Below are 17,955 nucleotides of genomic sequence, written 5' to 3'. Positions count from 1 at the left end.
CTGGGCCTGGGCGACCGGAGCCGGCGCGGGCGCGGGCGCGGGCTCGGCCTGGGGCAACTCGGCGGTTGCGGCGGCGGCCGGGGCACCGGTTCCGGCCCGCAGCTTGCCGAGAGCCGAGGCAATCATGTCGCCCAGGATGGAACATTCCTGGCGCAGCATGTCGAGCAGCAGTTCAAAGGGCAGCCCTTGTTTGCGCCCTGTGTCCACGAGACCGGCGGTGCGTTCGGCCTGGACCTTTAAATCAGTCAGGCCCATGTAGCCCGAGGAGTTCTGGATGGTGACGAGCGCCCGATAAAGGCCGTCCACCATTTCCTTGGATTCGGAATTTTCGTTCAGCCCGGCCAGGGCCTGGGTCATAAACAGGAGCTGCTGGTCGATGGTGGACTCGAAAACGGCCACGTCTTCCGGATCGTAGCCCGGGGCCACGGGTGCTGCGTCCGTGGCAGTCGGCCGGACCGGCTCAGGCTCGGACGCGGGTTCGGGTGCTGGTTCGGGCTCGGGCTCGGGCTCGGGCTCATCCGCGGCTTGGGCGGATTCGGGTTCCGCCACGTAGCCGTCTTCGCTGGCCTGCTTCAGGCGAGCCACCAAGGGGCGGATGTCCTGGGGCACGGCAATGCTGGTGGCTGCATCGATGGTGGTGACCAGGGCTTCGACCTGATCGACCACGGCCAGGAGCAGATCGACCATGGCCGGGGTGGCGACCATCTCGCCCTTGCGCACCCGGTTGAGCAGCGTTTCGGCTTCGTGGGTCAGGCCGTTTAATTCCTTGTGGCCGATGATGCCGCTGTTGCCCTTAAGATTGTGGAAATAGCGAAAAATATCGTTGATGCTTTCGTTTGGCCCGTCGCCAGTGGCTTCCAGTTCGAGCAGCGCAGCATTGAGGCGCTCAATGATTTCCCGGGCTTCCTCCATGAAATCGGCCATATGGCCTTCACCGATGGAGGTGAGCGGGTAGGGATCGGGCAGATACGGCGGCAGATCTTCGATATTGATGATGGTCTTGGCCGCCAGGGGCTGGGCCGGCTTTGCCGCCGGCGGCGGGGCCGCGGGCTCAGGTTCTGGGGCGGGCGCGGGCTCGGGCTCGGCCCTGGGGGCTGGTTCGTCCTCGGGCGGGAAATCAGCGGCAGCGGGCATGGCGGGTGCTGCCGGCGCAACGGCCGGGCCGCCGTCGAGCAGCACGGCGATGCGGGCAATGACCGGAGTGGTGTCGATTTCGCCCTCGACCCCGGTCTGCTCCAGGTTCTCGATAATGGTGCGCAGGATGTCCGTGGCCGAGAGGATGACGTCCATGATCTCGGGATTGACGGGAATGTTGCCTTTGCGCAGTTCGTCGAGGATGTTTTCCGCTTTATGGGCCAGACCGTTGATGGCGTTTAAGCCCAAAAAGCCCGAGGCACCCTTAAGGGAGTGCATGGGCCGGAAAATATCGTTTAAAAGGCTTAAATTGCCGGGATTTCGCTCCAACTCCAGGAGGTTTGGCTCGATGGTCTCGAGGTGCTCCTTGGCTTCGACGATAAAGTCGGCAAACAATTCCGGATCCATGAAATCCTGGCTCATCAAGGCACCTCGCGGCGTTTAATCTGACGTGTCGCCGACGTTATCCCAAAAGCATCTTGACGTTGCGTACCATAATTTCGGGCTGGGCCGGTTTGACCATATACAGATTGGCCCCGATGGACAGCCCGGCGTGAATGTCGCGGTCTTCGCCCTCGGTGGACAGTACGACGATGGGGATATCACGGTAACTGTCCTGTTCACGGACTGTTTTGATAAAGGTGATACCATCCATGCGCGGCATATTGATGTCGGTGATGATAAGATCCACCTGCGAATCGACGTACAACTTCTCCAGACCGTCGAGACCGTCCTCGGCCGCTGTGACCTTAAAGCCTTCCTTGCGCATGATAAACGCCACAAGATTGCGCACCGTCTTGGAATCATCCACAATAAGGATATGCTTTGGCATCCCTTTTCCTCCTCAACTCTTCAAAACCTTTTGGAACAGGCTGTCAACGGAGAGGATTTTCACCAGACCGTCGCCGACCTTGAGCAGGCCGGAAACCAGATCCGAGGCCACTCCCACCCGGGCCTCCACACCCCATTCAATGTCCTGCCCTGCCGCCTGATGCATGGCTGCGATGGCTTCCACCAACAGCCCGACCAGCATACCCCGGCCGCGGCAGACGATGATGAACCGATTCTCGCCGCTGGGACTGGAAAAATCCATGATTTTCGCCAAATCGACCATGGGTGCCACCCGTCCGCGCAAATTCGTCACGCCGGCGATATGGGGCGGCGCTGCCGGCAGACGGGTCAGCGGCATGGCCCGGATGACCTCCTGGACCTGGGCGATGGGCACGGCCAGTTCCTGGCCGGCCACCCGAAAACCCACCAGCTTGACCTCCCGGGCCTCGCACAGCCGGGCTTCCAGGGCCGCGTCATCGTCCGGGTCCGCGTCCGGGTCCGCCCCCGGCCCGGCCGCACGGTCCGGTCCTCGGGCCGGGGCCAGTTCGCCGGTAATCGATTCCACCACCGCCGGCCGGGACAAGCCCTGGCGGTCCAGGGCGGCCTCGAAATCCTCGCCCATGTAGCGCGCTAAAAAGGCCCGCTCGGCATCGGAAAAAGCCGTGCCGCCCTGCTCGGGCAAGAGCACGCGCTCCTCGAAATATTGCTCCAGGCTCGGACTCACAGAACAGCGACCTCCTCGGCCAGTCTGGCATATTCGCCGGCTCCCCGGCACTCCGGGGCCAGTTCCTGGACCACCTTGCCGGCGGCGCTGGCCTCGCGAAACTTGGTATCAAGCCCTATGACCGTGGCAAACATGCGCTCCTTAAACTTGCTGCGCAACAGTTCCAGCACCCGGGTGCAGGCTCTGGCCCGCCGGTCGAACATGGTGGCCAAGGCCCGATAGGCGATGGGCCGGGGCAGGACGCGGTTGAGCGCCCGCATGGTGTCAAAGAGGTGGCGCACCCCGTGCAAAGCCAAAAAATCCGTCTGGATCGGAATGATGAGCAGATCCGAGGCCACCAGGGCGTTGACCAGCACCACCCCGGTGTGGGGGGGGCAGTCGAGCAGCACATGGTCGTAGGCCGGTCCTGCGTCCAGCGCTTGTCGCAACAGCACGCCTTTTCCTTTGCGGTCCTTTAAGTCCATGTCCAAATCCGCCAGCCGGGTATGGCTGGGGGCCAGATCGAACGGGGCTTGCCCCGGCACCCGGATCACAGCACTCCAGTCCACGGCCAAGGGGTCTTCGGCCAGAAAAACATCTGCCGCTGAAGCGGTGAGCCCTTCGGGAAAAACGCCCAGATGGGCCGAGGCACAACCATGGGGATCGAGGTCCATGACCAGCACCCGCCGCCCCAGCCGGGCCAACGCGGCACCCAAGGTCAAGGCTGTGGTTGTTTTGCCGACGCCACCCTTTTGATTGGCTATTGCCAGGATTCGGGCCACCGCAACTCCTGCGACCGCGCGGTCGCCCCTGACGCCATCCCCTGCTACTCCTCTTTGCTGTAGATAATTGCCCCGGGATAGTGCTTGGGTCGAAAGGCCCGGGAAATGTTGTGCAACGATTCCGAATGGCCGATGAGCAGTTGGCCGCCGGGCAGCAAATTGTCGTAAAAGGCGGTGATGACGTTTTTCTTCATTTCATCATCGAAATAGATGATGACGTTGCGGCAAAAGACGATGTGGGAACGTTCTACGCGTTTAAGCTGCACGCGGTCGCTCAGGTTGATCTGGCCAAAACTCACCAGCCGTTTGACTTCGGGCTTGAGCTTGAAATTGGCCCCGTCCGCAATAAAATAGCGGGCGACGATTTCCTTGGGCGTGGTGCGCAGGCTGTACTCGCTGTACACCCCTTCCCGGGCCTGGGCCAGCACGGCTTCCGACAGATCGTTGGCCGTGATGCGGATATCCCAGCCGGCAATCTCCGAGCGCAAGACCTCGTGCAGAATGATGGCGATGGTATAGGGTTCCTCACCCGTGGAACAACCGGCCGACCAGATGCGCAAGCGCTTTTGCCGCAGGGATTTGAGCTTATCCAGCACGTCTTTGAGGACCATGTCCTGAAAGACTTTGAGCTGGGGCGGATTGCGGTAAAAACTGGTCTCGTTGGTGGTAATCACCTCAAAAAGGCGATTGAGTTCCTGGCGTCGTCCGGCGTCGTACTGCAAAAAAGCATGGTACTCGGCAAAGCTCTTGAGGTTGAGTTCCTTGATGCGGGTGGCCAGCCGGTTTTCCACCAGGTACTTGCGGTTGTCGGCCACATAGATACCCGACTGCGCGTAAATAAAATCCCGCAGTTGGGAAAACTCCGCATCGGAGATTTTGAGCTCCTTGCGCAGGGAAATCGTCTTGGAAAAAAGCGAGGTCATGGACTAGCGCTCCCCTTGCTCGTCCTGCAGTCGGGCAATGGCCGTCTCAGCTGTTCCGGCCAATTCCGGGTCGTCGCTGGCAATAAGCCCCAACAAAGCCTGGAAGGCATCCGGGCCGCCGATTTCGCCAAGCGTCTCAACAGCCTTAAGCGCCACAAGTTTGCTGGCATCCCCGGCCAATTCGCGCAGGCGCGGCACACTTTCGCGCTCGCCGCGATTCCCCAGGGCTTCCACCGCCCGGATGCGCACCCAGTCGTCGCTGTCAAGCAGGGCCTGCTCAAGATACGGCAGCACCTTGTCGCTGTCACAGCCGCCCAGCACTTCCACCACAGCCAGCCGCACATCCCGATTGTCATCGGACAGCCGGCTGACGATGAGCTTCAAGCTGGCCTCGTCATGGCCGCAGGAATCGGCCAGGGTCTCCAGGGCGATTTTGCGGATATCCGGGATCTCGTCGGCCAGGGCCGCCCGGATGATGTCCATGTGGTCGCCAACGCCCATGCGGCCCAGGGCATACACGGCCATAAGCCGGTCCATGGGGTCGTCGCTTTGGGCCAGCTCCCGAAACCGGCCGTCCAGAACCGCTCCGCCGATGGCCACGCAGGCATCGAGTGCGGCCTCCTTGACGGTGTCGGAAGGATGGCCGAGCAAGGCGAAAAGCCGCTCGCCGGCAGCGTCCACCTGCATGCCGCCGCCGAGATAGGCCACGGCCTCAAGCAGCACGGCTTCGTTGGTGCTGTCCAGCAACTCCAGGAAAAAATCCACCGCATCCGCTCCGGCAATGCCGGCCAGGGCCTTGGCCGCCGCCGGCTGGAACGCTTCGGGCAGGGCGGGAAAGGCGTCGATGAGCAAACGCGGGCACTCGGCGCAGGGCAGGCCGGCGAGCACATCCAGGGCCACGCCACGCCTTGCGGCCACGCCTTCCCGCAAGGCCCGGCCCAAGGCCTCGGTCAGCCCCATCTCGCGCAACGCAACCACGGCATGGTCGTAGCGTTCGGGGTGGTGTTCGCGATCCAGACGGGCGGCATGGGCCAAAACCGCTTCGGCCGCGTCGTCGCCGCCCACAGAGCCCAGGCCGGAGACGGCCGCGTCCTGCACATCGTCCTCGTCGTCGCCAAGGGCCGCCAGCAGATAGCCGCGAAACCGGTCGCGCTCGACCGGAGACAAAAGCGACAGGGCCTTGCCGCCCAGGATACGCACCACGGCTTTGGCAATCTTGTTGCGCAGCACCCCGGGGGCTGCGTCCATGCGTTTGAGCAGCATGGTCACGGCCTTGATGTTGCCGATCTCGCCAAGGGCGTCCACGATCATGGAGGCCACCAGATCGGTGCTCTTATCCAAAGCCTTGACCAGCGCCCCGACGGAAGCGGCGTCGCGGATCTTGGCCAGGGCCTCGATGACGGCGAACTGGACCCACTCCTCATCGCCCAGGGCTTTGCCCAGGCCCGGGGCGGCCTCGGCAAAGGCCAGTTCGCCCAGGCTCACGGCGGCCTGATAGCGGACGTTGACTTCAGGGTCTTTGAGCAGCGCCTCGCACAGCGGGCTCACGGCCAGACGGCTTTCGGTGGAACCCAGAATGTCGGAGGCGAAAATCCGAATGTCGGGGTCGGCATCGTGGAGCAGTTCGAGCAAAGTCGGAAAATCCTGCGCGCCCACGGCCCGCAGGATGTCCATGGCGGCGTTGCGCGCCGGAGCGTCATCGGAGCGCAGCAGTGGTTTGACGGCGGCTACGACTTCCTTGCCGCCGATTTTGCGCAGCGCCCGGTCCGCCGCTTCCTGTACACCGAGATTGTGCGTGCACAAGAGGTTGGCCAAAAGCGGTACGACCTCAAGAGCGCCGGACTCGCCGGCGTCATAGGCGGCGTCGCGCAGCACATCAGGATCGTTGCTGCCAAGTCTCTGGCACAAGTCGTTGCTGTCCACCATGCCGCATCCTAGGCCGTCCCGTGCGGGAACGGTCATTTATAAAGGTTTTGCAGGATCATTTCGCCCATGTCGTCGATATCAACAATCTCATCGGCCAGCCCGGCGTCCACGATGGCCTTGGGCATGCCATAGACCACGCAGGTGGAATCGGACTGGGCCAGGGCGCGCCCGCCCTTGGCCTTAAGGACTCGCATGCCGTCCAGGCCGTCGCTGCCCATGCCGGTCAATACCACACCAAGCCCGCGCCGGCCAACGCCAGCGGCCACCGATTCAAACAGCACCGAAGCCGATGGCTTGTACAACGCTTCGCGCGGCTCTTCCACCACCCGCACCTCGATGCGGCTGATCTTTTGGTCAATGCGCAGATGCTTGCCACCCGGCGCGACATAGGCCACGCCGTGCTGGAACCGTTCGCCGTCCTCGGCCTCTTTGACCGTGATCTGGCACACGCTGTCCAGCCGCTTGGCAAACGGGCCGGTAAAAGCCGCCGGCATATGCTGGGCGATGAGGATGCCGGCGGGAAAATCCTGGGGCAGATACGACAGCACCTTCTGCACGGCCGGCGGCCCGCCGGTGGAGACGCCGATGGCCACCAGATCGCGGGTCTGGGAACCGCCGGGCCGGGTGGCCCGGGTCGCCCGTTCCGGCCGGTCCGCAGCCGGGGCGGCACCGGCCGACGATGTCTGGGCAGCCGGTGCCGCAGTGGCAGCGCGCACCCGGCCGGCCAGGGGGGAGCGGGACAGGTGGCTCATGCGCCGACGGGCGATGAGTTTGACCTTGGCCCGCAGATCGTCTTCGATCTTAACGATGTCCAGCGACACCTTGGAAAGTTGTTTCGGAATAAAATCCACAGCCCCAAGTTCCATGGCCTTCAGCGTAGCCTCAGCCCCTTCCGAGGTCAGGGAGCTGACCATGAGCACCGGCCGGGGCATCTCCATCATGATGTGCCGCAGGGCGGTCAACCCGTCCATACGGGGCATCTCAATATCCAGGGTGACCACGTCGGGCTGGTGCCGGCGGATCATTTCCAAGCCTTCCTCGCCGTCACGGGCTGTGGCCACGACCTCGATTTCCGGGTCTTTGGACAGCATGGTGCTCAGCGCCTTTCGCATGAAGGCCGAATCGTCGATGACCACTACCTTGATCACGCATCACTCCTGAAGGCGGCATAACGTGGGTCACCCGGCTGGCTTCTCTGCGAAGCCCCAATCGGGCGGCCCGTCCCCTTGGTCATGATTAGATGACTCTTTGCATTCTGACAACCGAACTTTGTACTTGCCAAACCCCGCGGGATGCTCTAGAAGCCTTTGTCTCACGACGGGATGTGGCTCAGCCTGGTAGAGCGCTGCGTTCGGGACGCAGAAGCCGGAGGTTCGAATCCTCTCATCCCGACCAGATAGTTCAAGGGGTTATGCGCAAGCATGACCCCTTTTTTCATTCCCCGGCGCTTGTCATGCGGGTTGCGACCGGGCCAGGGCGGCGAAGCGCGTCGCGAAACGACTTTTTTCACTCCCCGGTGCCGATACGGGTTCCACCCGTCCCCAGAGCCAGTTCCCTGGCCCGCTCTTCGGCCAATTGCTCCACGGCCTGCACCAGCACATCGAGCAACGCCCCCATATGATTGGCGCAGTAGCGCTCCAGACCCTCGGGGCCGGAAACGTCTTCGTCCAGCCAATCCGGTTCCGGGAAAAGCAGTGTCGCCTCGCTCAGACGCTGTTCCAACTGCTCCAGCAAGTCATCGACACCGCCGAGACTGAGTCCCGGCATATCCAGAACCAGACGCAGTTTCTCGTACACATTGCGAAGCCGCTCCCAGCGGTTGGGCTCGCGGTTTTGACCCTCCCACAGAGGGGCCAGCGTGTCTGCGTGCATGTCCCGGACTCCTTTGGCTTCTCGCCTAGCGCCCTATACCCTGCCCTGACGCCAATTGCCAGCGCCTCCCAGGCTTGCACTACGGCCGACTTGCACTTTCCGCTTCGGGGATTACTATGCCGCATGACGCACATTCCCGCCAAAACCGTCACCCTTCCCGTCTCGGGCATGCACTGCGCCGCCTGCTCCGCGCGCATCGAACGCGTGGTAGGGGCCATGGAAGGTGTTGACGCGGCTGCCGTCAACCTGGCCGACGCCTCGTTGCGTCTGGATTTCAATCCTGCAATCATTTCCCTGGACGCCGTGGCCGCCCGGGTGGCCGATCTCGGCTTTTCCCTCGGCCCGCCCCCGCCCGAACACGCCGTCCTTGATCTGGCCATCGCCGGCATGCACTGCGCCGCCTGCTCCACGCGTATCGAACGCGTGGCCGGCAAACTGCCGGGCATGGTCACCGCCGTGGTCAACCTGCCCGGCGAATCCGGGCGCTTCACCTTTGATCCGGCCGTCCTGTCCCGCCGGCAAATCCGCCAGGCCGTAGCCGACCTCGGCTTCGCCACGACCCCGGCCAGCCCCTCGGGTGACCGTCTGGCCGAGCGCCAACGCCAGGCCCAGGCCGAACTGGCCGCAGCCCGCCGCCAGCTCATTCCGGCCCTGGCCTGCGCCGCTGCCCTGCTCATCCTGTCCATGGGCCACATGCTGGGCCTGCCCCTGCCCCATTTCCTGCATCCCGACGCCTCGCCAGCCACCTTCGCCCTGGCCCAACTGGCGCTGACCGCTCCCATCGTCTGGCTCGGCCGGCGCTTTTACCGCGACGGCATTCCGGCCCTTTTGCGCGGCGGCCCCAACATGGACAGCCTCGTGGCCCTGGGCACCGGCGCGGCGCTGGCCTACAGTCTGGCCAACCTCGTCCTCATCCTGGCCGGCTCCAATCCGGTCGGCCGGGCCATGGACCTGTATTTTGAATCGGCCGGCGTGCTTCTCGCCATGATCAGCCTTGGCAAATACCTGGAAGCCTCGGCCAAGATCAAAACCTCCGGGGCCATTGCGGCCCTGTTGCGCCTGACCCCGGACACCGCCACCGTGGTGCGTGACGGGGTCGAGGAAATTGTGCCCCTGGACGAACTCGAACCCGGCGACACCTTTTTGGTGCGACCGGGCGAGCGCGTCCCCACCGACGGCGTCGTCATCGACGGCACCACCCGCATCGACGAAGCCATGCTCACCGGCGAAGCCATGCCCGTGGCCAAAAAAAACGGCGACACCGTTACCGGCGGTTCCCAGAATACCACCGGGGCGGTCATCGTGCGGGCCAGCCGCGTCGGCCAGGACACCACCCTGGCCCGTATCGTGGCCCTGGTGCGGCAGGCCCAGGGCTCCAAAGCCCCCATCGCCAATCTGGCCGACACGGTCAGTTTTTATTTTGTACCAACGGTTATGGCCGTGGCCGCAGCGGCAGCACTTGGCTGGTTTTTTATCGGCGGGGCCGGACTGCCCTTTTCGCTGCGCATCTTCGTGGCCGTCCTGGTCATCGCCTGCCCCTGCGCCATGGGACTGGCCGTGCCCACCTCGATTATGGTCGGCACCGGCCGGGGCGCGCGCCTGGGCATCCTGGTCAAATCCGGGGCCGCCCTGCAAATCGCCGGGGACATCGACACCGTCGTCTTTGACAAAACCGGCACGCTTACCCACGGCACGCCGGTCTTAACCGACGTCGTCCCGGCCCCGGGGCATGATCCCGACGCCCTGCTCGCCATGGCCGCCGCCGCCGAAGCCCGCTCCGAGCATCCGCTGGCCAAAGCCATCGCGAAGGCCGGGGCGGCCAAAAATAGCGTTCTGGCCACCCCCGATCATTTCGAAGCCGTGCCCGGCCACGGTGTTCGCGCCCGCATAAACGGCCACACCGTCCTTATTGGCACGGCGGCCTTTTTGCGCGCAGAAGGTATTCCCGCCGACCCGACCCTGGCCGCGGCCGACGCCACCCTGTCCGACGCCGGCAAAACCGTGGTCCATCTCGCCCTCGACGGTGCCCCCGCCGCGGTCCTGGCCGTGGCCGACACCCCGCGCCCCGAAGCTGCCGCCGTGGTGGCCGGGCTGCAACAAAGCGGCATCGACGTGGTCATGCTCACCGGCGACGACGAACGCACGGCCAGGGCCATGGCCCGTACGCTTGGCATCCAAACCGTCATCGCCCGCGTCCTGCCCGAGCGCAAAGCGGCTGAAGTGGCCCGCCTGACCGCTGCCGGCCAAAAGGTCGCCATGGTCGGCGATGGAATCAACGACGCCCCGGCCCTGGCCGCAGCAGACCTCGGCATGGCCATGGGGTCGGGCATCGATGTGGCCGTCGAATCCTGCGACGTCGTCCTTATGCGCAACGACCTGCGCGGCGTGCCCGCTGCCCTGGAACTGTCCCGGGCCGTTATCGGCAATATCAAGCAAAACCTCTTCTGGGCCTTTGCCTTTAATACCATCGGCATCCCCGTGGCTGCCGGCGCGCTGCACCTCTTTGGCGGCCCGACGCTCAACCCCATGATCGCCGGCACGGCCATGGCGCTCAGCTCGTTCACCGTTGTCACCAACGCCCTGCGCCTGCGTTTTTTCAGCCCAAAAGGGTTTTCCGAGAAGCCCGCCGACGAGGCCGGACAGTTTGTCCCGAGCCAGCCCCGAACATGAACATAATGTTCATTTTACTGTAATCTTTCACATTTGGAAAAACGTTGCCCCTTGGGCCGAGGTAGTCTAAACAGAAAACTTCAAATTTATTCACGCCAAACGATTCTCCGCAGAATCTGACAGTGCAAGGTGGTGATATGCCTCGATTTTTTGTTTCTGCTGTCGCTCTGATCTGCCTTGGCCTGACCCTGTGCGTGCCGGCCACAGCCCGCGCCTATACTGTCCAAGCTGGCGACACGCCCCAGAGTATTGCCAAAAAGCACAATATCTCCGTGGACGAACTGCTCAAAGCCAATAAGAACCTGAAGCCCAGCAAAATGCTCATTGGCGATACCCTGGTCCTTCCTGGCAGCGCGCCAGCCAAACCGGAGGCCAAGCCCCAGGAGAAAAAGCCCTCGGACAAAAAGTCGCCGGAGCAGGAACCGGCCCGGGACGCCAAAAAAGAAAAGACTGCGCCCAAAGTCGAGCCACTCTCGCCCAAGGAGCGCGCCGCCGAGGCCCGGGATATGGCCAGGGAACGCAAGACCCTTGCCCCCCATTCCGCTGCCCCGGCTCCAGCCACAGCCGCCGCCTATACGATCAAAAAAGGCGACACCCTGGGTTCCGTCGCTGCCAAGCATGGATTGAGCACCGCCGACCTTCTCAAGGCCAACAAGGGCCTTTCCGCCAACAAGCTGCAAGTCGGCCAGGAGATCGCCCTGCCCGGCGGCGCTGGGAGCAAGGCCGAGCCCGCCCCCCGGGCCGAACCCGCCGAGAAGCCCGCAGCCAAGGCGCAAAAACCGGCGGCCGAACCCCAGGAACCCACCGCCACCCATACGGTCCGCCGGCACGAAACGCCGGATTCGGTGGCCCGGCGTTACCACATCAGCGTCAAAGAGCTGGCCCGTCTTAACCCGGACATGGGCAAAAAACTGCATGACGGCCAAAAACTGGTCGTTCCGGCCGGTTCAAGCAAAGCCAGCGACACCGCACCCCGCCAGCCCGCGCCCGAAGACGAGCCGGAGGCCATCCCCGAACGTCCGGCCGCCAAGGCCCCCCGCACCCCGGAACCGGCTGATCCCACGCCGGCCGTGCCGGAAACCCGCGACTCGGCCGAGGCGGAAACCGCCTTTGAAAAGGGTATTGAATTCGGCAAGCAAAACAAGTTTCAAAAGGCCATCGAATTTTTCGACAAAGCCATCAAGCTCAACCCCAACCGGGCGGATTATTTCGCCAGCCGGGGCCACGCCCACTATTATACGACCCAATATCCCAAGGCCATAGACGACTACACCAAGGCCATCGAGAAGAATCCCTCCTTTGCCCTGGCCTATTCCATGCGCGGCTTAAGCCGGGCCCGGTCCGGCCGCTATCCCCAGGCTATTGAGGACTTTAACAAGGCCATCAGCCTTGGCCCCAATGAAGCCGACTATTACAAGGGCCGGGGGTTCACCTACCTGCATCTGAAGCAATACGCCCCCATGTGCCAGGACTATCAAAAGGCCTGCAGCCTGGGAGATTGCGAACTGCTGGAAAGTGTAAAAAAGGAAAAGCTCTGTCAGTAAGGCAGGTTGCGAGTGGCACAAAAAAAGCCCGGCTTCGGCCGGGCTTTTTTTGTGCGGGCTGGCGGGATTACGCGCCGGGGCGAACAGGCGCTTTGGGCCACAACTGGGAGGCCAACATGCCGCCAAACATCAGGCAACAGCCGAAAAGCCCGCGTGCCCCCAGGCTTTCATCCAAAAACATGGCCCCGCCCACAGCCGCAAACACCGTCTCGAAACTGAGCAGAATGGCGGCATGGGTGGGATTGGCGTCGCGCTGGGCCACCACTTGCAGGGTATAGGCCAGCCCGACCGAGAGCAGGCCGCCGTAGAGAATGGGCCAGGCTGCGCCGCGAATACCGGCAAGCGTTGTGTCCTCAAAGAGGAGCGCGCACACGAGGCTTAAGGCTGAACAGACGGCGTACTGGGCCAGGGCCAGGGGCAAGGCCCGGGTGCGCGGCGACAGCCAGCCGATGAGCAGCACATGGCCGGCCCAGAAAAACGCCCCGATCAGCTCCAGGCCATCGCCCGGAGCCAGGGTGAAATCTTCGGTGACAGACAGAAAATAGAGCCCGACAGCCGCAGCCACGGCCCCGACCAGGTCGCCGCGGGCCGCGCGTTGGCCGAAAAAAAGCCCCAACAACGGTACCAGCACCACATAAAGGCCGGTGATAAACCCGGCCTTGCCGGCAGTGGTGTATTGAAGCCCCACCTGTTGCAAGGTGGCCCCGGTAAAGAGCATTGCACCGGCCAATAGCCCGCCAAGCCAGGGAAAACCGTCCTTGGCACCGGCCAGAAACGGGGCCGGCGGCGGATAGCGCATGGACCGCAAGGCCAGCGGGGTCAAGGCCGCCGCGCCCAGGGCGAAGCGGATGCCGTTAAAGGCCATGGGGCCGATATGGTCCATACCCAGGCGTTGGGCCACAAAGGCAAAGCCCCAGATCAGGGCGGTAATCAGGCAAAGGACGTCGGCCCGAACCGAAGTGCTGCGCATGGCGGTCTCCTTTGGCCAGCCCCGCTCCGAAGCGGCGCCTGCAAAAAAAGCGCGGCAAGGGTGGCCTTGCCGCGCGGCTTCGCGTGAACGCCCGGCCGCCACACGTGCTGGCGGGCTGCCGGGGCAGGATCAGTTACTGGGAACGCTGGCCGGCTTGCTGCCCCTCGCCGCGTCCGCCACGGGGCAGGATGAGCACACGCTTGAGCGGCCCTTCGCCCTTGGAACGGGTGGAGATGCTTTCATCCTCCTGCAAGGCCAGATGGACCACCCGGCGATGGTAGGACGACAGCGGTTTGGTGGACTGGGGCCGGCCCAGGGTCTTGGCCTTGTCGGCCAGGAAAATGGCCATCTTGCGCAGGTTGTCGTCCTGGCGCTCCCGATATTCGCCGGTATTGATCTGGACCTTTACCGGGCTGCCGTGGCGACGAATGACGATGCGGTTGACGATGTACTGGATGGCGGCCAGGGTCTGGCCTTCGCGGCCGATGAGCAGGCCGGAATTTTCTTCATCGAAGATCAGCACCGAGACGCGTTCGCTGTGGCCGGTGATCTCGAATTCCGGCTTCTGGCCCAGGATGCCGTCGAGCATCTGGTCCATGACCTCGCGCACAATGGCGGACAGTTCCGGGGTCAGGGGCTGGGGCTCGGCCTGGGGGCCGGACCGGCGGGATTCACGGGAGGCGCGGCTGTCCTCGGTCTCGGGGCCCTCGTCGAAATCGTCATCACCAAACGGCTCGGCGTCACTGAGCGCCATTTCGAACTCGGCCAGGGCCGGGCTGACCGGCGGCCGCTGCCGGGCAGCCGGCGCAGCCGGAGCCTGGGGCGGGGCGACGATGGGAGCCGGCTCAGGGGCCGGGGCAGCGTCAGCAACCGGGGCCGGGGCCGATTTGGCCGCAGGAGCCGGAGTCTGAGCCGACCGGGCCGGGGCTTTTGGCTGGGCCGGTTCTCTTCGCTGGGCCGGTTCTCTGCGCTGAGCCGGTTCTCTTCGCGGGGTCGATTCGTTGCGCGGGGCCGATTCGCTGGGCGAGGACTGCTGGTCCGATTCGCTGCGCGGGGACTGCTCGGGCCGGGACTGCTTGGCCGGTTCGCCACGCTGGGGCTCGGGCTGCCGCGGAGCGCGGCGGGAGGATTCGCGGCGGTCCCTGCCGCCGGGTATATCCCCGAGAAGCGTGACGTCCTCGCGCACCCTGGCCCGGACCTGGGCTTTTTTCTTGCCGACAAGACCGAAGATACCGGAAGAACCGCCGGAGAGGATCTCGACTTCCAGCTTTTCGCGGGGAGCGCCGAGGTGGCGGCCGGCCTCTTCCATGGCCTCATCAACGGATTTGCCGCTAAAGGTCTTCCATTCGCTCATAGTTGCTCCTTGATTGCACTTCCGTCGCACCCAGGATCTGGCTGCGATGCTCGTTGACGAGGGCGTCAAGACTTCTTGTTGAGCATCCAGCCTTGCTGGGCGATGGAAATGACGTTGTTGACCAGCCAATAAATGACCAGTCCGGAGGGAAAGTTCAGGAACATAAAGGTAAAGACCACCGGCATGAGCAGCATGACCTTGGCCTGGGTGGGGTCCCCGGGAGCCGGTGTCATCTTTTGCTGCAAAAACATGGTGGCACCCATGACAAGGGGGGTGATATAAAACGGATCTTTTGCCGAGAGATCCGCCAGCCAGATCATGTTTGTAAACGGCAGATGGGTGATAAAGGCGGCGTGCCGCAGTTCGATAGAGTGCAGCAGGGCCTGATACAGTCCAAAAAAGACCGGGATCTGCACGACCATGGGCAGACAGCCCCCGGCCGGGTTGACCTTGTAGGTCTTATAAAGCTGCATCATCTCTTCATTCATCTTCGTGCGATCATCTTTGTACTTCTCGCGCAACTGGGTGAGCAGCGGCTGAAGCTTTTTCATCTGATCCATGGACTTGTAGGACTTCTGGGACAAGGGCCAGAAAATGAGCTTGATCAGAATAGTCAGCAGGATAATGGCCGTGCCGTAGTTGCCGACATAGTCATAGAAAAAGTGCAGCAGCTTGATCAACGGCTTGGCCACGAAATCAAACCAGCCGTAGTCAATGGAGGCGATCAGGTTGTGGGGGGCCATTTCCAGGTACTTGGGCACCTTGGGACCGAGAAAATAGGAAATGGACAGATCAGAGCGGCCGCCGGCCGGTATTTCAATGCCGTCCTTGTCCAGCGCCACCCGGAAGATGCCGTCCTCGATCTTGGCTTTGCCGTGGAGATCCGTGGTGTCCGGGATGATGGCGACGAGAAAATAGTTGCTCATCACCGCGCCCCATTCAACCGGCTTTTCCAGGGCGATGCCTTCCATGAGCTTTTTGTCGCCGCTTTCCAGGCTCAGGCCCGAAGCGCCGTAAAAGGCGGACTGGGTGGGGTTGTACGAGTCGTCGGCGGCGGAAAGGCGTTCCACCGAGGCGGTCATGGACAGGCGATTGCGCAACGGCGTGCCGCCGTTGTTGGACAGGGAGAATTTTTCGTCGATGAGGTAGGAATCGCCGGTGAAGGTCATGACCCGCTTCAGGACGGTGTCGCCCATGCGCCCGACCAGGACGAGGGAGCCGGAAGCGGCGGCGTCGAGCTTAAGATCGCCGCCTTCCACGGACCACTCGACGTTTTGCCAGGTGGGGGAACCGTTTAAGATGATGCCCAGCGGTGCCTTGGCCCGGGCCGTATCGCTGATCAGATTGACCAGGGGGGCGTTCGGGGCAATGGTCTGGTGGTAATTTTTGAGGGAAAACTGTTCGAGCACGCCGCCGGTGGCGTTGAGGACTGCCGTGTACAGAGGGGTGTCCACGGTGATTTTTTTGCCGGGCGTGGGAGCAAACGCCGACAAGGACTCGGCTTTTGGCGCGGCAGTGGCGGAGGAGGCGCTCGGCGAGGCCGATTGCTGGACCGCAGTCTCCGTTTTAGGGGCTTGCTTTTCGGGAGGAAACAGGAAGTTCCAGCCAACCAGGACGGCAAGGGAGAGAGCCACGGCCAATATTACGCGTTTGTTTTCCATTGTCCTTCATATCCCGTCGATAAGAGTGGGTGTGTCGGCAAGGCGACGCACGGCGAGGAGCCCTCAGGCGGGGCCAGGGTGACTGCGGAACAGGATCGTAACCGCCGCGAGCCAGCGGATGACAGCGCAACAGCCGCCACAATGCCAAAAGCCCGCCTCGCAGCACGCCAAAACGCCCCACTGCTTCGACGGCATATTCGGAGCAGGTGGGGAGGAAACGGCAGCACGAAGGCTTGAGCGGCGAAAGAGCCAGCTGATAAAATTTTATACCCCAGATGACGGCGCGTCGCATGCGGTCACGCTTCCCGACTGAGCCGGGCGGTCGAGGTCGTTGGCCAGCCGCACCAGGAGCGGCTCGAGATCGTGGCAGGCCAAGCGCAAAGTCATAAGACGCGGTTCGAGGCTTTTTTTGGCCACGACCACAATATCCAGGCCCGAGACGACCCGGGGCGCGCATAGCCGAAAACACTCGCGCAAGACACGCTTGACGCGATTGCGGGCAACAGCATTGCCGACTTTTTTGCTGATGGCCATGCCGAGCCGCCAGGGCGCAGACTTATCCGCGCGCGGCCGGACAAAAAGAAGGAAGGATTTGCCATAATAGCGGCGGCCTGCTGCGAAGCAGGCCGCGAACTCCCCTCGCGTCCGGAGCCTGTGCGCCGGAGAAAAGTCTAGACAGCCAGGCGCTTGCGGCCCTTGGCCCGACGGCGGCGAATGACGGCCTGTCCGTTTTTGGTCCTGGAGCGCACCAGGAATCCGTGACTGCGGTTTCTGCGAATCTTGCTGGGCTGGTATGTCTTCTTGCTCATGCATAATCTCCAAAGAATTGTGGTGAACGTTTTTCAATAGCCGTCTTCCCCTCGCTCGTCAAGGAAGTTTGCGGTCACAACCGCTATGGCGTCAGCCCGGGGCCGGCCCGGACCAAGGGAGCAGCCAAAAAGGAATCGTCCAGGTGCATCGCGCCAACCGAACGCTCCTCCCCAAGGCGAGCAGGCCAGGTATGGGTACCGCATCGACAGTGGCGAGGGCCGCCGCCCACAGCATCCCCTCCCGGCCAGGGCGAACACCTTGCCCGTTTTTCGGCAAACTGGGAAGTCCCGAGATGCCCCCTCCCCACCCAAAGCCCGCCACATGCGGCCAGCAAACACGTAACATACTAGAATAATTACCAATATTACTTAAAAACAAAAGAATTCAACATTTCTGAAAATTCTGCTTGACGAAAAGGCCCCATCTGCCTATTTTCTCTTCTCGCCGACACGGACGCGGGGTGGAGCAGACCGGTAGCTCATCGGGCTCATAACCCGAAGATCGTGGGTTCAAATCCCACCCCCGCAACCAGAAAGTTCAAGGGCTTACGCCAAAAGCGTAGGCCCTTTTTCTTTTCCCGGGCTACTTTTTGGCAATAAAGGGGCATTAGTGGTGGCAAATTGGTGGCAATTGCCACCAACAGGGAGGGCTGGCCGCCCTCCCCTTCACGGGGCGGGGGCCAGGATCGCGGGAGGTGGTGGCAATGGTGGTGGTAGTTTTGGCCCGCCCCGGGGCAGGACGCGGCCCGCGCCCAAAAGAAGGCCCCAGGTTTTCG

Annotated in this window: 15 protein-coding genes, 2 tRNA genes and 1 pseudogene; 4 read left to right on the top strand and 14 right to left on the bottom strand. The window is 63.0% G+C overall.

Features of this window, described 5'->3' with window-relative positions:
* The 7 genes from GTA51_RS01645 to GTA51_RS01615 all read right to left on the bottom strand — a co-directional run.
* Positions 1-1,557 (bottom strand): Hpt domain-containing protein (locus tag GTA51_RS01645; RefSeq protein WP_211922378.1); only part of this gene is annotated, 1,557 nt, incomplete at its 3' end.
* A 40-nt stretch (positions 1,558-1,597) separates the two neighbouring features.
* On the bottom strand, positions 1,598-1,966 hold the full coding sequence (locus GTA51_RS01640) for a response regulator (protein WP_160958111.1): 369 nt from the start codon (positions 1,964-1,966) through the stop codon (positions 1,598-1,600).
* Positions 1,967-1,978: 12 nt separating this feature from the next.
* On the bottom strand, positions 1,979-2,689 hold the full coding sequence (locus tag GTA51_RS01635; RefSeq protein WP_160958109.1) for a chemotaxis protein CheW: 711 nt from the start codon (positions 2,687-2,689) through the stop codon (positions 1,979-1,981).
* Positions 2,686-3,450: an AAA family ATPase gene (locus GTA51_RS01630; protein ID WP_160958107.1), complete on the bottom strand. Its 765-nt coding sequence runs from the start codon at positions 3,448-3,450 to the stop codon at positions 2,686-2,688. Before GTA51_RS01630 ends, GTA51_RS01635 begins: the two co-directional genes overlap by 4 nt.
* A 44-nt stretch (positions 3,451-3,494) precedes the next feature.
* Positions 3,495-4,373, bottom strand: coding sequence for a CheR family methyltransferase (locus tag GTA51_RS01625; RefSeq protein WP_160958106.1), 879 nt, complete (start codon positions 4,371-4,373; stop codon positions 3,495-3,497).
* A 3-nt stretch (positions 4,374-4,376) separates the two neighbouring features.
* Positions 4,377-6,299: a HEAT repeat domain-containing protein gene (locus GTA51_RS01620; RefSeq protein ID WP_160958104.1), complete on the bottom strand. Its 1,923-nt coding sequence runs from the start codon at positions 6,297-6,299 to the stop codon at positions 4,377-4,379.
* 32 nt (positions 6,300-6,331) lie between these two features.
* Positions 6,332-7,447: a chemotaxis-specific protein-glutamate methyltransferase CheB gene (locus GTA51_RS01615; protein WP_160958102.1), complete on the bottom strand. Its 1,116-nt coding sequence runs from the start codon at positions 7,445-7,447 to the stop codon at positions 6,332-6,334.
* Between the two features lie 170 nt (positions 7,448-7,617).
* On the opposite strand from GTA51_RS01615, the gene GTA51_RS01610 reads away from it, so the two are divergent.
* A tRNA-Pro gene (locus tag GTA51_RS01610) sits at positions 7,618-7,694 on the top strand.
* 111 nt (positions 7,695-7,805) lie between these two features.
* Here the strand turns inward: GTA51_RS01610 and GTA51_RS01605 are convergent.
* Entirely contained in the window at positions 7,806-8,171 is a 366-nt protein-coding gene (locus tag GTA51_RS01605; RefSeq protein ID WP_160958101.1) for a hypothetical protein, read from the bottom strand.
* 123 nt (positions 8,172-8,294) lie between these two features.
* Between GTA51_RS01605 and GTA51_RS01600 the strand changes: the two genes are divergently transcribed.
* Together GTA51_RS01600 and GTA51_RS01595 are read left to right on the top strand one after the other, a co-directional pair.
* Entirely contained in the window at positions 8,295-10,841 is a 2,547-nt protein-coding gene (locus GTA51_RS01600; RefSeq protein ID WP_160958099.1) for a heavy metal translocating P-type ATPase, read from the top strand.
* A gap of 137 nt (positions 10,842-10,978) precedes the next feature.
* Positions 10,979-12,385 (top strand): LysM peptidoglycan-binding domain-containing protein, encoded by a 1,407-nt coding sequence (locus tag GTA51_RS01595; protein ID WP_160958097.1) that lies wholly within the window; start codon positions 10,979-10,981, stop codon positions 12,383-12,385.
* Positions 12,386-12,452: 67 nt separating this feature from the next.
* Here GTA51_RS01595 and GTA51_RS01590 read toward each other — a convergent pair whose 3' ends face one another.
* From GTA51_RS01590 to rpmH, 6 genes and pseudogenes are all read right to left on the bottom strand, one after another.
* On the bottom strand, positions 12,453-13,355 hold the full coding sequence (locus tag GTA51_RS01590) for a DMT family transporter (protein WP_160958095.1): 903 nt from the start codon (positions 13,353-13,355) through the stop codon (positions 12,453-12,455).
* Between the two features lie 133 nt (positions 13,356-13,488).
* Positions 13,489-14,709, bottom strand: coding sequence for a Jag family protein (locus GTA51_RS01585; protein ID WP_160958093.1), 1,221 nt, complete (start codon positions 14,707-14,709; stop codon positions 13,489-13,491).
* Positions 14,710-14,774: 65 nt separating this feature from the next.
* Positions 14,775-16,370: a membrane protein insertase YidC gene (yidC, locus tag GTA51_RS01580; RefSeq protein ID WP_160958092.1), complete on the bottom strand. Its 1,596-nt coding sequence runs from the start codon at positions 16,368-16,370 to the stop codon at positions 14,775-14,777.
* On the bottom strand, positions 16,276-16,662 hold the full coding sequence (gene yidD, locus GTA51_RS21365; protein ID WP_160958090.1) for a membrane protein insertion efficiency factor YidD: 387 nt from the start codon (positions 16,660-16,662) through the stop codon (positions 16,276-16,278). Before yidD ends, yidC begins: the two co-directional genes overlap by 95 nt.
* A pseudogene (rnpA, locus tag GTA51_RS20555) lies at positions 16,635-17,027 on the bottom strand (ribonuclease P protein component); the annotation flags it as partial. The gene yidD and the pseudogene rnpA, both read right to left, overlap by 28 nt.
* A gap of 14 nt (positions 17,028-17,041) precedes the next feature.
* A complete protein-coding gene (rpmH, locus tag GTA51_RS01565) occupies positions 17,042-17,179 on the bottom strand; it encodes a 50S ribosomal protein L34 (protein ID WP_024825397.1) in 138 nt (45 codons plus the stop codon).
* A gap of 455 nt (positions 17,180-17,634) precedes the next feature.
* On the opposite strand from rpmH, the gene GTA51_RS01560 reads away from it, so the two are divergent.
* Positions 17,635-17,711, top strand: a tRNA-Met gene (locus GTA51_RS01560).
* The last annotated feature ends 244 nt before the right edge of the window (positions 17,712-17,955 follow it).

The sequence above is a fragment of the Solidesulfovibrio aerotolerans genome, assembly GCF_009856865.1.
GTDB lineage: Bacteria > Desulfobacterota > Desulfovibrionia > Desulfovibrionales > Desulfovibrionaceae > Solidesulfovibrio > Solidesulfovibrio aerotolerans.
This window is presented reverse-complemented; position numbering and strand designations above follow the sequence as displayed.

What these genes read in the sequence shown, in the direction of transcription:
- GTA51_RS01640 (WP_160958111.1), bottom strand. Translation starts at nt 1,966, where the DNA reads ATGCCAAAGCATATCCTTATTGTGGATGATTCCAAGACGGTGCGCAAT.
- GTA51_RS01625 (WP_160958106.1), bottom strand. Translation starts at nt 4,373, where the DNA reads ATGACCTCGCTTTTTTCCAAGACGATTTCCCTGCGCAAGGAGCTCAAA.
- GTA51_RS01620 (WP_160958104.1), bottom strand. Translation starts at nt 6,299, where the DNA reads ATGGTGGACAGCAACGACTTGTGCCAGAGACTTGGCAGCAACGATCCT.
- GTA51_RS01605 (WP_160958101.1), bottom strand. Translation starts at nt 8,171, where the DNA reads ATGCACGCAGACACGCTGGCCCCTCTGTGGGAGGGTCAAAACCGCGAG.
- GTA51_RS01600 (WP_160958099.1), top strand. Translation starts at nt 8,295, where the DNA reads ATGACGCACATTCCCGCCAAAACCGTCACCCTTCCCGTCTCGGGCATG.
- GTA51_RS01595 (WP_160958097.1), top strand. Translation starts at nt 10,979, where the DNA reads ATGCCTCGATTTTTTGTTTCTGCTGTCGCTCTGATCTGCCTTGGCCTG.
- GTA51_RS01590 (WP_160958095.1), bottom strand. Translation starts at nt 13,355, where the DNA reads ATGCGCAGCACTTCGGTTCGGGCCGACGTCCTTTGCCTGATTACCGCC.
- GTA51_RS01585 (WP_160958093.1), bottom strand. Translation starts at nt 14,709, where the DNA reads ATGAGCGAATGGAAGACCTTTAGCGGCAAATCCGTTGATGAGGCCATG.
- yidC (WP_160958092.1), bottom strand. Translation starts at nt 16,370, where the DNA reads ATGGAAAACAAACGCGTAATATTGGCCGTGGCTCTCTCCCTTGCCGTC.
- yidD (WP_160958090.1), bottom strand. Translation starts at nt 16,662, where the DNA reads ATGCGACGCGCCGTCATCTGGGGTATAAAATTTTATCAGCTGGCTCTT.
- rpmH (WP_024825397.1), bottom strand. Translation starts at nt 17,179, where the DNA reads ATGAGCAAGAAGACATACCAGCCCAGCAAGATTCGCAGAAACCGCAGT.